This is a genomic window from Singulisphaera photorubra (assembly GCF_045290345.1).
Lineage (GTDB): Bacteria > Planctomycetota > Planctomycetia > Isosphaerales > Isosphaeraceae > Singulisphaera.
Genome location: NZ_CP155447.1, coordinates 7,069,712 through 7,083,098 on the forward strand (window position 1 = coordinate 7,069,712; position 13,387 = coordinate 7,083,098).

At 59.2% G+C, this 13,387-nt stretch carries 12 protein-coding genes; 5 read left to right on the forward strand and 7 right to left on the reverse strand.

All coding sequences use genetic code 11. The annotated features are described in order from the left end of the window. Positions 1 to 7 precede the first annotated feature (7 nt). The 5 genes from V5E97_RS26590 to V5E97_RS26610 all read right to left on the reverse strand — a co-directional run bounded on the left by V5E97_RS26590 (position 8) and on the right by V5E97_RS26610 (position 5,929). Positions 8 to 1,651, reverse strand: a complete 1,644-nt coding sequence (locus tag V5E97_RS26590; protein ID WP_406694604.1) for an RNA polymerase sigma factor — start codon at positions 1,649 to 1,651, stop codon at positions 8 to 10. Positions 1,652 to 2,275: 624 nt separating this feature from the next. Then, positions 2,276 to 2,410, reverse strand: a complete 135-nt coding sequence (locus V5E97_RS26595; protein WP_406694605.1) for an RICIN domain-containing protein — start codon at positions 2,408 to 2,410, stop codon at positions 2,276 to 2,278. Positions 2,411 to 2,651: 241 nt separating this feature from the next. After that, on the reverse strand, positions 2,652 to 3,671 hold the full coding sequence (locus tag V5E97_RS26600) for a sodium:calcium antiporter (RefSeq protein WP_406694606.1): 1,020 nt from the start codon (positions 3,669 to 3,671) through the stop codon (positions 2,652 to 2,654). A gap of 359 nt (positions 3,672 to 4,030) precedes the next feature. After that, positions 4,031 to 4,489, reverse strand: a complete 459-nt coding sequence (locus V5E97_RS26605; RefSeq protein ID WP_406694607.1) for a CBS domain-containing protein — start codon at positions 4,487 to 4,489, stop codon at positions 4,031 to 4,033. A gap of 1,146 nt (positions 4,490 to 5,635) precedes the next feature. Further along, positions 5,636 to 5,929 (reverse strand): hypothetical protein, encoded by a 294-nt coding sequence (locus V5E97_RS26610; protein WP_406694608.1) that lies wholly within the window; start codon positions 5,927 to 5,929, stop codon positions 5,636 to 5,638. Positions 5,930 to 6,552: 623 nt separating this feature from the next. Between V5E97_RS26610 and V5E97_RS26615 the strand changes: the two genes are divergently transcribed. Next, the gene (locus tag V5E97_RS26615; protein WP_406694609.1) at positions 6,553 to 6,984 is read left to right on the forward strand and encodes a TIGR03067 domain-containing protein; all 432 of its coding nucleotides are present in this window, start codon (positions 6,553 to 6,555) and stop codon (positions 6,982 to 6,984) included. 344 nt (positions 6,985 to 7,328) lie between these two features. Next, positions 7,329 to 7,838, forward strand: a complete 510-nt coding sequence (locus tag V5E97_RS26620) for a hypothetical protein (protein ID WP_406694610.1) — start codon at positions 7,329 to 7,331, stop codon at positions 7,836 to 7,838. Between the two features lie 122 nt (positions 7,839 to 7,960). On the opposite strand, the gene V5E97_RS26625 is transcribed toward V5E97_RS26620, so the two are convergent. Further along, on the reverse strand, positions 7,961 to 8,611 hold the full coding sequence (locus V5E97_RS26625) for a hypothetical protein (protein ID WP_406694611.1): 651 nt from the start codon (positions 8,609 to 8,611) through the stop codon (positions 7,961 to 7,963). A 524-nt stretch (positions 8,612 to 9,135) separates the two neighbouring features. On the opposite strand from V5E97_RS26625, the gene V5E97_RS26630 reads away from it, so the two are divergent. Further along, positions 9,136 to 9,633, forward strand: coding sequence for a hypothetical protein (locus V5E97_RS26630; RefSeq protein WP_406694612.1), 498 nt, complete (start codon positions 9,136 to 9,138; stop codon positions 9,631 to 9,633). 1,446 nt (positions 9,634 to 11,079) lie between these two features. Next, positions 11,080 to 11,505, forward strand: coding sequence for a methionine-R-sulfoxide reductase (locus tag V5E97_RS26635; protein WP_406701218.1), 426 nt, complete (start codon positions 11,080 to 11,082; stop codon positions 11,503 to 11,505). Between the two features lie 403 nt (positions 11,506 to 11,908). Here the strand turns inward: V5E97_RS26635 and V5E97_RS26640 are convergent, their stop codons facing one another. Then, positions 11,909 to 12,052, reverse strand: coding sequence for a hypothetical protein (locus V5E97_RS26640; RefSeq protein ID WP_406694613.1), 144 nt, complete (start codon positions 12,050 to 12,052; stop codon positions 11,909 to 11,911). Positions 12,053 to 12,090: 38 nt separating this feature from the next. On the opposite strand from V5E97_RS26640, the gene V5E97_RS26645 reads away from it, so the two are divergent. Continuing rightward, entirely contained in the window at positions 12,091 to 12,423 is a 333-nt protein-coding gene (locus V5E97_RS26645) for a hypothetical protein (RefSeq protein ID WP_406694614.1), read from the forward strand. Positions 12,424 to 13,387 lie beyond the last annotated feature (964 nt).

Consider the following 13,387-nt stretch of genomic DNA (forward strand, 5'->3'; position numbering starts at 1 on the left):
AGAGCCGTCACTCCGTAACCGCGACTTCCGCGGTCGGTTCACTCCAAGGCCCAAACACCTCGCGCCGTTGGCCGACGCCATCCGAGCCGTCGATCACGATGCAGACGCGGTAACGGTAGTGGAATCCCGGCACGACGGTGAAATCGAGTGCTCGGAGCATGATCTCGGGGGCGTCTGTTGTCGCAAAGGGAAGCCGGGGGCCACGCCCGGGCAATCCTCGAACCGGGACTTCCACATGGCGGTCTGGGATCAGCCTCTTAATGTCGACCCCTTCCCAGACGCCGACCTTGAGAACCGGCAGGGGGTCAACTAACGCGGCGATCCGAATCTCCGGAGGCGTTAGCTCTTCCGACATCTCGGGTATGTTCCGCAAGATGCGGCAGTTCTCACCACGGTCAACCTTCGACCAGGCCGACCAGTTCGCGCCGGGAGCGAGCTCTTGCCGCTCGAGCTCCGCCCTCCGGTAGTCGGGCTGAATTTCGATTAAATCCTCCCCGCGGCCCCGTCTGAGTCGTTCGCGGACCGCCTGATGGTCGAGTGTGCCCGTGATCACGACCCAGCGGGTCTCCACGGACGCCTCTTTGAGTATCCCGCTGCCCGTGGGATCGATCCGCTGGCCGTTCTTATCAAGGGCGTAGAGGAGCAAAGCGCCTCGGCCAGCCCGGGCCTTCAGTTCGCGCGGGGCAACCAACGGCAAACGATCGACGTCGAGGCCACGGGTCTGTCCCGGCGGATCGACCGGTCCCCCCACGTCTTTTGCAGCAACTGGCGCCTGCCCGGATGCCTGCATCGACGTGTACACGCCTGTGCCCAAAATGAGGGTGGCCAAGAGAAGAGCCGTCAGAACCACTTTGAGTCTGAGCATAAACATAGCATTAATGACCTGGTTCGCTAGTCGGGACATCGATACAGGAATGGCCGCCCCGTCCACCGAGAACAGGGTTGCCGTGCGGATTGTGGCACCGACCAGGGTGGGTGAGAGAGCGGCGGCCGCCGCTTCGCTCGAAACCAGTCCCCCCAACGCCACGGCGCATGGTGCCAGGCCACGCCGGGCGAGGCGGTCACGCAACAGCGTCTTGCCCCGCGCCAGCCGGCTCTGGACCGTTCCGGCTGGCCACCCTAGGCGCCTCGCGGCCTGGGCATGAGTCAGTCCTTCCAGCAGGCAAAGCACAATCACGACACGGTAATGATCCGGAAGACGGCTCACCTCTCCGTGGAGGGCTTCTCCAAGGTCATGCGCGTCGACATCCGCGCCCTCAAATCGCGACGATCGCACGGAGGCAGTCTCTTCGTTCCGCCACCGCCGTGCTGCGGCCGACCGGGCACAGACCGCGGTCCGATGCGCGACCTGATGGAGCCATGGACCTAGCGAGTCGTGCACCCAGAGCGAGCTGGCCCGGCGCACGAGGACCAGAAAGGTGGCCTGAAAAGCGTCGTCAGCATCGTTGGGATCGCTGAGAACCGATCGGCAAACGCGGAGTACCATCGGTCCGTGTCGCTCGACCAGGGCTGTGAAGGCGAGCTCGGCGCCTTCGCTGCCCCTCTGCTCCCACCGCTCCAGCAATTGACGGTCACTGAGGCCGCCGATTGCCCCCACGCTGAAGAGTGTGCGGACATGATGGAATGTGCCATGATTCTGACCGCTCGGCATTGGCCCGGCCTCTTGCAGGTCCTTGTCCCCTCAACCATAAGTAATGTCGCGAAAAGGGCTGATTAGTCCGACTTTTCGAGAAACACAAGAAGTCTTGTGGGAAACGAATGGCCCTGTGGACCCAAATCGCTGTCGCTATTGGTTCTACACCATTCGAGGATACATCGCCGAGTATTTCGTCGAATCTCCGTTGAACTCGGTGCGAGTCCGTGGAGTTGATCGGCCCAAAGTGCTTCATGGCCATAAGTGGAGTTCGCCCCAACAAGAAGGGGGATCCGTAAGCCAGAGTGCAGCGGGTGTCGTTGTCGGCACGACGCCACATCCGCTTCTGGATTACACCAACCCGGGGCGGGAGTGGAGTTTGCCGGACGCACACACTCGGGGAGCTCGTCGAGAAACAAGACCGAATTGTGATCAAATTCCAAGCCAAGTAAGGTCAGCCCAGCGGACTCAAGCGAATCGGCTTCGGTGGAACGCTATTCCTGAACCGAACCAGCAGGTCGCGGCCAACCAATAAAACGCCGCCTTCGTCAAATCATCTTGTTTTGGCGCCGCAAAGAAAAACCCCAGCCGGAGCTGGGGTGGATAATGCTGCGCGGGGAGATCAGTCTGTGGAATGGAGTTTCACTCGATCCGCCAGAGTTGCTGTCGCCCTCCCGTATCAGTCCAAAGCTGAATTCGACAGCCATTCTGGTTCACATCATCCGAGTGGGCATCGAGCACCTTACCGCTGGCCCGATTCACAAGCTTGTAGAACATACCCACATTTTTCCGGCTTCCAGCGCTGTTGAATACCATCGGTGCTCGCCCACAACTGGACACGGCAGCCATTCTTGTCCACGTCATCATTGACAATTTTGAAATTAAGGGAGTCAGTGGCCATGCCCTCAAACAGGGCAAACCAGGAGGCTTGAGCAAGTTGCCAAAACTCGAGGACAGATTTGCAGTTCTGCTAAATCCCCTAGATTTCCCAATTGAAGTATGTGGCCACTGGTACTCCCTATCCGCCAAAATTGTAGATCATTGCCAGCGCCCCCACGACGAGGACGACCACAAGGAGGGCATCAGGCTCGATGAAGTGGATCCGCCTCTCGGCGCGGTAGAGCTGCCCCATGATGGCGACCGTCGTTGCTAGGATCGTGGCCAGACAGGTCAGGACGTGGATCGATGCGACGGAGGACAGCAGCGAGCCGGGATGGATCAGGTCCAGGGGGACCAGTAAGACCATGTTGAAGACGTTGCTGCCGAAGATGTTCCCAAGCGCGAGGTCCGGCGCCCCCATGCGGACGGCGGCCAGTGTGGCGACCAGTTCCGGCAACGAGGTGCAAATAGCCACAAACGTCGTTCCAACGAAGGAGTTCCCCATCCCGGACAGCGCGGCGATCCGACTCGCCGCCACCGCCAGGAACGGGCCCGCGGCGAGGATCGCCCCCGCGGCAATGAGGTAGCCGAGGACCGCCCGCTTCAGGGTCATGGCACCTGCGGGGACGACGACAATCGCGGCGTCGCCGCCATCCTCCTCCTTCTGGGCCGCCGCGATCTTTTGATCGAGGAAGACCATGCGGACCCCAAGCACGTACGCCAGGAGGATCGCCAGGACGGCCGGTCCGACGCCCCCCAGTGTCACGCCGGCCAGGCGCGGCCCCAGGAGAATGCCGATGCCTGCCAGCGCCGTCAGGGCAATGCTTTGCGTCGCCGGGAGGGCATGAGCGGCCGAGACAGGGGAGAGCAGCCGCCATCGGGGCACGTAGGTGCTATCCAGCAGGGCCAGGATCAGCAGATTGAATAGGCTGCTCCCCAGCAGGTCACCCACGGCGATGTCCGCCGCGCCCATCCGGACGGCGCTCACGTCCACCGACAATTCCGGCAGCGAGGTGGCTACGGCCAGAAAAATGCTCCCGACCAGGAGCCGGCCGAGCCCGGTCAGGTCGGCGATGGCGTCGGCGTATCGGGTCAGTGCCGATCCGGCGACCGCGATCACCGCGGCAGACAGCAAGAATTGAACGATTGCGCCGGCCATTGATCCTCTCCCCGGTCTACCTCATGACTTCGTGGAGGGACGTGCCACCCGCCGCGCCGCGAGTCCTCCGGCGAACAGCAGCTTCGCCGTCTTGATGACGGTCACGGACACCAAAGCCAGCGGCCCGATGTTGAACCAGCCCCCGCCAGGGTGGGCTGGGCTTTTACTCACCGGTGCGAGAGTGGCAGGGCGACCATCGTGAACTGGAGCAAAGTAGAGGCTGCGATGGCCCCGAATCGACAGGGGATCGCAAACGGGTCCAGCCTCCAGTATGAGGCTACGATTCCCTGTGTCGGTCGTAGCCATGATCGAGCCGGCGAGGGACAGCCTGCCCTGGGCCGCCCCGGATCGGTGATGTGTCAACCGCTCTCCGCATCGGCGATCATAATTCGGAGGAGGTCATGTCGAGAGATGATCCCAACCGGAATGCCATCGCGGATCACGGGAACATGGTTGATGTCTCGGTACAGCATCTGCTTGACCACCTCCTCGACCGATGTCTCCTCCGAGACACTGGCGGGATCCGTACCCATGATTGTGCTGACAGGGGTCGTCCTCGCCGCCTGATAGATTCGCTCGATCCCCTGGAGAGGTATCCACTCGTTGAGCACCTGGGGGAGAAAAAGCGTGGAGAAGGGGATGCCGCGTTCCTTGGCAGCGAAGTCCGACTCGGTGACGATGCCGCACAGTCGGCCAGAGTCATCGACCACAGGCAAGCAGCCGAACCGATTGTTGAGCATGATTCGCGCGGCTTCCTCCAGGCTGGTGTCTCGCCGGATGGTCACAACCGGCTGAACCATGATCTCAAGGGCTTTCATGACCCACCGCCTCCGATTGTCGTCGGACGGGAAGGGACCGATCCTCCGGGCTGAGCACGAAAAAAAACCGACGATGTGGAAAATTCGCAAACCGGGGCAGTCGCGACCGGGCAGCCTGCCCATCTCGAGCAGGCGAGAATTTTTATGGTAAGTTGGTCGGAGGACATGGATCAAGCTAAATCGCCCGAATCGTTGTCGAATAAGCGGCTTGTGTGTCCCCTGGTTATCGCGGCCTGGCCGCGGCCGAGCAAATTCGCATTCGCCCCCGACTTTGACTCCACCTGGGTGTACTGAAGCACAATTCTTCGTCAGCCACTTCAGGAGGACTCGTGCCACCTCATTCCCATCGCTCACTCCAGGACGCGACGCTCGATCCCAAGCGCTCCAACTCCTCGCCGACAAGCCCTTGCTCCGCGGCACGCTCGTGCTCCAGCACCGCTCCTGCGGTAAGCCCTACTTCCGCTATCAGAAGGAGTGAGCCAGTGGCCATGCCCCCAAACAGGGCAAACCAGGAGGCTTGAGTAAGCAGCCAAGACTCGAGGACACATTTGCAGTTTTGCTCAATCCCCAGATTTCCCAATGGGAGTGCATGGCCACTGGTGGTCCACGGCGCGAGCTTACGCGCGGGCTGGCCTACCGCATGACCCGCAATAGCGATTGTGCATCGGACTGAATGTGCCGCAAAAACACATTACACCTGTATCTTGCAAGTTCGTTGCTAGCCAATGTTCAGAGCACGCCCCGCACCAGTAGTGCAGCTCCTGCATGAGTTGAGCGTTTGGCGGTTCCTGGCCCCACTCATAGGCCAGTCGGAGGCTCAAACCGCTCGGCGGGTACGGTGTGACTTCATGACCGCAACGGGTGCAATGCGTCAAGAAGTCGGCAGGACCGATCCCATCGCCTGACTGGCTCACACGTACTGACTCCCATCCACCTAACGTCTGGCGCCGGGCAACGCCGCGTATGACGTCGTTTTCGACCATCCTATGAATTTAACCCCGCAAAACGGAACCCTCCAGGACCGAGGTCCACTCCTCTGGCCAACTCTTTCGAAACGTTATTCCGGTCAACGATGATCCGGCCGCCGCTCGCCCCTACACGTCCCAGAAAGGCTGCCAACGGCCCCGGGTCCATTGCCGCGCGATGTTAGGCGTCTTCGCTTGGATGCTCACCGGCACCCCAGCGTCTCTTCCGCCTCTGGATCAGATACCGAGCGAAGGAAAGAAGTCCCTGATACCGATATCCAGGGTCGATATAGTGCTCGATGACGTAGAAGGCGAAGTAGTAGGTCCGGGCGAACGCCCACACTGCTACCGCGAGCAGCGAGGCGAACTTTAAACTCGGATGCTCGGCAAGCAGGATCGCCGACGCCAGGATGCCGGTGCAGAGGAAGAGGAACCCCTTGAAATAGAGCACGCGGGGGCTACGGATGTCGGCCATTGGCTGCCGCCGCCTAACAAGGATTAAACAGAAGCTCTTTTGTCTAACACGCCAGCATATTCTGGCTAACGCCCAGCCCACAAGACTTCGCTGATCTGGCTATGCGTTCGAAATCAGGACCGATTGTAGCCCCCCTGTAATCGGAATCTCTATGGGGTAACCGAACCGCGGCAATCTCGATACACACAGATGCTCGCACGCAAGCTTGCCGCCTTATTTCGATGCTCGAAATCGGTTACCATCAAGGTAGCCGTTCATGCCCCCATAAAGACGCCTAAAGAGGGCAAGGCGGGGAACCTGGAAAATCCATCGAGGTGGGCGACCATAGTCCCATCTTCACTTCATCTCCCACACTGCCCCGTTGAAGTGCCTGGCAACTCTTGCGGCTCGCTCTTGGCCAAGCGGTCGTCCGGCCAAATGCCTCCTATAACCTCGTCAGCCGGCGAAGCCGATGAAGGTACGCGTTCAGATCCCAGTCTCGAAACCAGTATGGCAGTCATTAATCTGTTTCCGTTAAACGGTGACCGCGGCTCGGCGTGAGGTTCCTGTTGAACCAAATCCACGCGGCGTGGATAATTCGCCTTCGGTTCTTTTCTGAATGTCTCGGTTCAACGGCGAAAATCATGATGAGTTTGCTCCTGCCAACCGTTCTCTCTGTCGTCTTGCTGGCCGACGAGGGTCCGAAAAAAGACATCGATCTGATTCAAGGGGTGTGGGATGTGTTCAGCACCGAAATCAACGGCAAGCCTCAGCCGAAAAACAATCTGTTTCGCATACAGGCAATCTTTGACGGCAACCAGCTTCTTACCGGTGTGGGAAAACGCCCGCCTGAACCTCGCGGGACCTTCAAGCTTGACCAAGGCCGCAAACCTAAAACCTATAATCTATTGACCCAAGGATCGACTGTTTTCGGCATTTACGTATTAGATGGGGACACGTTAAAGATTTGCTTGAGCGCCCCGGGCGATGCTCGTCCTACAAACTTCGCAACCAGTCCGGATGATGGCCGAACCGTCATCATTTACAAGAGGTTAAAGAAACCCGAAAACCGGTGAGTTTCGCCTAACTCCTGTCGGTGGTCACCCGAGTTTGAGTTGCTTGTCTTCACCTAACCGGCGCCGCGAATCGGTTTGACGGTAGTCTTCGCATGGGGCAAGTGGCTTTGTTGTCGAGACAAATGACGGGGCCGGCGTTTCTTCCGTATGGGATTCGACCGGCACCGGCTTCACCCTGTTCCTGATCCTCGCCGTCACCGGCACCTCCGCCCGGGCAGAAAAGACAGCCATGCAGTTTGCTCCCTGTCTCGAATAGCCTGGCGAACCGATCGTGGACTTCCAGGCTCTATAACCTCGAGCAAACATCAGGGACACCAGGCCTGCCCAGCGAGAGCACCGAGATCATGCCGATCCTCACTTATCTGACCTCCGAGAAGCATGCCGGTCTGATTCGCCGGTCCGGGATCAGGGGGGCCACCGGTGGATTCGGCGCACACAGGGGCGTCTTCTGCATGCCGGTTCTCCCCGACTACTTCACCACGCACCAATGGCTCCGGGAGCTAAAGCGGCGGGGACAGAGGACCATCGTGGCCATCGATTTCCGCCTCCGATCCGATGCCCCAGCCTGGGTTGGGCATTACAATCAGCCGCACGTCGAGACGACCGTGGGCGGGGCTGTCGGAATGCTGATGGAGTTGGCCGACACTCGTGGGTTCGAGGTCATCGTCCCCCGATCGATCCGACCTGATGAGATTCTCCGAGTCCGCAAGGTGAGGCAGGTACTCGGGTGGCGTTACTTCCCCGATGCTCACGGCAAACGACCGACCTGTGCTTGCCGAATGTGCCTGCCCAAGGGAACGATCAAATCCAGTCGGCTCCGTCACCGCCTCGATCCCACGGGCGAGAATTACTAAAATTCGGGCCGATCTTCTCAGGAACATGCCGTCATGTCCCACCGAGTGACCGTCCCTGCCTTGATCGGCGCTGCCCAGCATCGTATTGGGATTGGGGCAGGAAGTTGGCGAGCTTCGCCCGGCTAATCGTGCTTTTCGGCCAACTTACGCTGTCTTCTCCACTCACCGAAACCCACCTTGCTATCGGAATTGATCCACTCGACGAACTCCTTGCGTTCGGAGACGTGCCTGGCGTAGAAGCGTGACCACCAATCGTCCCACGTGCCTGGGAACCCCGCCGATTCCCATTCGCTCATCGCCCGAACAGTAAGATGCCCCCTGTCTTCGTCATCCTGATCGAGGCGATTGTTGTACGTCTTTGCATCCGTCAGGTTCGCGAACAGCGTCTTGGCGTCCAGCGGATTCTTGAAATGCTGGTAGACTCGCATCTGGGTCTCGGTGGGAAGCATAAAGATGGGGTAGTGGCCCGGCCTGCAAGAGAACGCACGCCAGGTCCCGTAGAGATCAGATTCGTACAGGCATGTGCCATGTTCCCAGATGTGCGAATGCTCCGGCTCCACGTGTGCTGCGTACCATCGGCTGCAATTGGTCTCATGAAGCCTTGAAATCGGGAGTGGTCCGTAGGTGGAGTCCACCCGGTTGAGGCGGCAAATCACGCAGGTCTTGGCTCGGCGTGTGAAGGGCAGAAAGCCGCCGAGCACAAGCAGAACGATCACCACAACGGCCACCACCACCGCCGTCAATCTCCGCGTCGTTAGTAGGGAAAGTCGCATGGGAACCTCGGGGCTATTCCGGTGGGGGACGATCCCCACGCCCGACGAGAAGCCAATACGCAACAAAGGGCAGTGCGACCACGCCGCACATCAGACCGAGTCCCGTCATCGCGAAGAAAACGATGTCGTCTCCTGGTCTCAGCGGGAACAAAGACGGTATGCTGCCGCCGCCAATCCGGCGATCGCCACCAACGCCATCAGCCGCCGCGTCGTCATTCGTGGGAGTCGCACAGAGCCCTCGATGGGCAGCGTCAGGGGTTCGCCGAAATGCGGATGGTTCACTTTCTCGAGGCGTCTCGGGACAGGGACAAATGCGCTGCATGTCTCAACCCAGAGAACGAGACAGTCAGTGGCCATGCACCCAAACAGGGCAAACCAAGAGGCTTGAGTAAGCGGCCAAGACTCGAGGACAAATGTGCAGTTTTGCTAAATTCCCCAGATTTCCCAATTAAAGTGTATGGCCACTTGCATGGGCCTTGCAACAGCCGAAGTTTCATTCCACATTAACTCCAGGGTCAGCCGCAATGAAAATTGGGTTTAGTCAAATATACGTTGAGCCAAGTGCTTGTTTTCCCTTTTCGCACTTATTTCAGCGGCGGTTGTCAGAAGAAGTGACAGCCCTCGTCGAGCCATCCGCTCTGTTTGTCGAGAGATACGGAGAAGACTTTGAGTTAATGTTCCGAATTAGCGCCAAGCAAGCTCTCGATGACACCGAGATTCGAGGACCGACGGTCTTCAAAAAGACTAAAGATGTAGAGTACACCACGTTCTTGCCGTTTGCCGTAATCATGCGCCAAGCTGATGCGCCTAGACACGCCATAATATTCTTACTGAAGGGTGTTTATGAGGTATTTGATTTGCTGGATATATCAAAATTCAAACTTCTCGACAAACAAGCTGAGTTAATCGAGGGCATCTGTTCTGATCCAACAATGCTTCGTGCTCCATCTTGGAATGAAGCCGACAATAAGACGCATGTCAGGGCTGTTTTTGAGGCATTTTTTCGACAAGGCGGAGGATGAGAAGACCTAAACGACCGAAGTCAAAATAAGCCAGGCGATCGCTCAATGGGATGACTCACGCGGAGACGCGGAGAACGCGGAGAACGCGGAGAACGCGGAGGAAGGAGAATTGATAAAACCTAACGAGATTGCACTGACATTTATGGACACATCGATCAAAAGTCAACAGCCTCCCCCCCCTCTCTCTCCGCGTCTCCGTGCCTCCACGTGAACCAAGGGCAAGCCGGTGGTGATGCATGAGGCAGGTTATCGCTCGCTCGGGTGACTCACGCGGAGACGCGGAGAACGCGGAGGAAAGAGGAGGACTGATGGGACCTTTGGTAAGAGCCAGGCACCCAAGATGAGCAGGACAGGGTTCCTGGACGGTCTATCGGGAAGGCGAACCAGGCTGAAGCCTGCCGATCTCTCCCAGGCAAACCCATTGAAGTACCTGGCGACCTGGCCCGTTGTCGGCTGGCGTTAGTTCGCGTACCGAATATCGATCGACAGATGTCGCTGACCGTCAAAGACCGGGTGGGGAGGGTCGAGCGGAATCGGGATGGAGGGATGGGCCTTCGCGTGTTCGTACTTACGCCGTAGGGCGGCGTGGTGTAGTCTCCATGCACGGTTCATCCGACCCAACTGCTCTGGTCCTACGGATTGCCCGGTTTGCCTGTTCCGAGCACGGATGATGCGAACTTGCTCGTGCTGCCTGTGATAAATGGCCGCTTGCCCGAACCAAAAAGCCAAACGCCTCTCACGCACGATCCTCACGGTTGTCATGGTTCCTGCAATCAGCAGAGCGATCACGGCCACGGCGATCATCGAATTTCCAACCGTGAACCGCACGCGGGGGATTCGCATCGCCTTGCCTCCAGTCTCGCCGTTGGTATCCATTGAAGTTACCACGACATGCACACGGTTGCACCTGGTCAGGCCAACCCGTGCAGAGAGTCGGTGGCCAGACACCAAACGAGGTAAGGCAGGGAATTTGGAGAAGCCATTGAGGTCCGTGGCTACTCTTGCCGCGCCTTCCGGAGCTGGCCTTCGCCCCTAGACCTCCCATCGCACGAATGTTGGCCTCTCGTTCGATTGCGTTGCCAGGGCCGCTCGGTTTCCTCTCGCCAATTCTCTCTGGAGAAGCAGTTACCAAGGTACGTTCGCCGCGATTCGAGTAGAATGAGGCAGCAAGAAGGCCGAGGTCGGCTTTCGAGTTCTTCGAACGGTCCGGGCCCACGACTGGCCAACGATGTTGTTCGACGCGGGGCCGGTGCTCGATGGCGGAGTCACTGGGAGATTGTTCGGATGTTGAGAAATTCCAGGGTGAACCGATGGCGAGCGGTTCTCGCCTTGATATCGCTTGGCTTCGTCTTTGCCGGATGCAACCGGACGGGCAAGTTGGCGTCGGAACCTGACGATCAGACAGCGAGCCAGTCGTTCACAAGTCGCCCCGCAGGAGATACCGATATGCCGTCAGCAAAGGACGACAACCTGGATGCGGCGGATCCCAAGTTCAACCCCCTCTCGGCCGACGAAGAACGGGTGATCTTGGGGAAAGGGACTGAGCTTCCTTTCAAGGGTGAATACACCGATTTGACTGACCCCGGCACCTACGTTTGCCGGCGTTGCAACGCGCCGCTGTATCGTTCCGACAATAAATTTGCCAGCGATTGCGGCTGGCCCAGCTTCGACGACGAAATCCCGGGCGCGGTCAAAAGAATGCCTGACAGTGACGGTTCACGTACCGAGATCCTCTGCAAAAACTGCGACGGGCATCTCGGCCATGTCTTCGAGGGAGAACAGCTCACATCCAAGAACACGCGACACTGCGTAAACTCACTGTCGATGAAGTTCTACCCAAAAGGGAAGGAGATCCCTGCGGTGATCAAATAACCTGGTTTCGCTGAGAATCGTAGGGTTCTGCGCTTTCCGCGACTTCATGATGCATTTGATTCGTTCGGGATCTAAGAGTCTGTCCCAGAAGGTGAATCCCACGGGAGCTTTTGAATGATCTGCTGGGTGCCATGCGGTTCCGTACTCGGAACCCATGCGGGAATGCCTTGGCCTGGCGCGCACGGGTTCCGAGTACGGAACCCGTGGCACCCAAACGGCCTTCAATTTTCGGTTTCCCTGAACTTACGAGACAGACTCTAAGCCGGCAGGTCCGCGCCGCCCGCGAGGCTGCCGGCTGGACAGACAGAGCAGACAAGGGCACGGAGGGAACATTCTCGGCTGGAGTGCCCGGCTACTCTCGAGTCGTGCCACGAACCACTCACGCCGCAGTCGGCGGCATGGTCTACCACGCCTTTTGAATCGCGGCAACCGGCGCGAGCCGGTCATTCACAAGCCCGCCGACTACGACGCCTTCCTCCAGGCGATCGCCGATGCCCGTCAGCGTCTCTCCCTCTTCGGTTTTTGCCTGATACCGAACCAGTTCCATCTGGTCGTCCGGCCCCGGGAGGACGGCGACCTCGAGCGGTGGAAGCGCTGGCGGCTCACGCTCAGCGATACCGCCGCCATGACAAGACAACCGGCCCCATCTGGCAAGGGCCTGACAAGGCAATCCCCGTCCAGGACGATGCCCACCTCGCGACGGTGCTTCGCTACGTCGAGCGGAATCCCCTCAGGGCCGAACTGGTCGCGCGGGCCGAGCACGGTCGGCGGACGAGGAGTGGACCCGTCAAACGACGCAGACGCTGGAACTGGAATCGAGCCTTCGGCCCCCCTCCGTCCTTCTGCCCCAATCACATCAACTTGCTCGCACATTTAAACATCCAACAGAATCGCATCCATTTTTTCCAATTCCATTAATCTTATTCTGTATCCGAGCTCGCTGAGGTCAGTTGGCTGAGTAACCGGGCCGCAAGACAAGATGGAACTGGCCCGCGGCATTCCCCCCCGGCAAAGGGACTCCTCCCGGCTCACGTCGCACATCACCGCCCCGAGATGCTGTCGCTGGATCGGCAAATGCCGGTCTCCGAGCATGAGCCGGAGCCAGAGGAAGAAGGGCATCGTCGTCTTGCCAGCATGCTCGGGGGAGTTGAGGAAGAAGGGCATCGTCGTCTTGCCAGCATGCTCGGGGGAGCTTCCGAACGAGCCTGACGTAGGCCTCCCGGAACAAGTGGGAGGCGCCGACCTGCCGCAAGATCCGGCGGGCGACCCCAGCCTTCGCAGCCAGGTCCAAAGCTCGAACCGTTCGAGTTCTCACAACTGATGCACGAAACACAGGCCGATCGGGATGTACTAGAGAAGCACTCAATTCGGGTGCCCGTTTTCGATCAACCCGTGGTCGGCGTCCGAAACTCTCGGGCGGGCCACCTGGACCACAGCATGAGGCGAGCGGCTTGTCCCCATTGATCCGTGCACCCCCGAAAGCCAACCCCTTGAAGGGAGCCTGCGTCACCGACATCGGCCTCGTGAAATCCGGGCCAATCGACATTTTTATCGATCCCCGCACGGGAACCTTACGCAGGTAGTACCTCAGGGCCGGGATCGGCCCTACGAGTTGTGGGTCAGGACGCCCGGTCGAAAAGAACCGTGAGCGGCCCCGCACCCCTCGAAATCCGAGGCTCGAGCGTGATCCGCGATGGCCGTGACCAGTTCACGGGGGCGGCGAAACGGCGTTGCGAACCCGCGGCCGAGCCGGGCGATTCGTTCCTGCAACGAATCTGCGTTGAAATCCGCACATGCATCACATTACAACACTCTCAGGAGCTGACACCATGTTATCTCGCAAAATCGTAAGCTTATTTAAATCCCGTGACGTCCGCCGCCG

What these genes read in the sequence shown, in the direction of transcription:
- V5E97_RS26590 (WP_406694604.1), bottom strand. Translation starts at nt 1,651, where the DNA reads ATGCCGAGCGGTCAGAATCATGGCACATTCCATCATGTCCGCACACTC.
- V5E97_RS26595 (WP_406694605.1), bottom strand. Translation starts at nt 2,410, where the DNA reads ATGTTCTACAAGCTTGTGAATCGGGCCAGCGGTAAGGTGCTCGATGCC.
- V5E97_RS26600 (WP_406694606.1), bottom strand. Translation starts at nt 3,671, where the DNA reads ATGGCCGGCGCAATCGTTCAATTCTTGCTGTCTGCCGCGGTGATCGCG.
- V5E97_RS26605 (WP_406694607.1), bottom strand. Translation starts at nt 4,489, where the DNA reads ATGAAAGCCCTTGAGATCATGGTTCAGCCGGTTGTGACCATCCGGCGA.
- V5E97_RS26610 (WP_406694608.1), bottom strand. Translation starts at nt 5,929, where the DNA reads ATGGCCGACATCCGTAGCCCCCGCGTGCTCTATTTCAAGGGGTTCCTC.
- V5E97_RS26615 (WP_406694609.1), top strand. Translation starts at nt 6,553, where the DNA reads ATGATGAGTTTGCTCCTGCCAACCGTTCTCTCTGTCGTCTTGCTGGCC.
- V5E97_RS26620 (WP_406694610.1), top strand. Translation starts at nt 7,329, where the DNA reads ATGCCGATCCTCACTTATCTGACCTCCGAGAAGCATGCCGGTCTGATT.
- V5E97_RS26625 (WP_406694611.1), bottom strand. Translation starts at nt 8,611, where the DNA reads ATGCGACTTTCCCTACTAACGACGCGGAGATTGACGGCGGTGGTGGTG.
- V5E97_RS26630 (WP_406694612.1), top strand. Translation starts at nt 9,136, where the DNA reads ATGAAAATTGGGTTTAGTCAAATATACGTTGAGCCAAGTGCTTGTTTT.
- V5E97_RS26635 (WP_406701218.1), top strand. Translation starts at nt 11,080, where the DNA reads ATGCCGTCAGCAAAGGACGACAACCTGGATGCGGCGGATCCCAAGTTC.
- V5E97_RS26640 (WP_406694613.1), bottom strand. Translation starts at nt 12,052, where the DNA reads ATGGAACTGGTTCGGTATCAGGCAAAAACCGAAGAGGGAGAGACGCTG.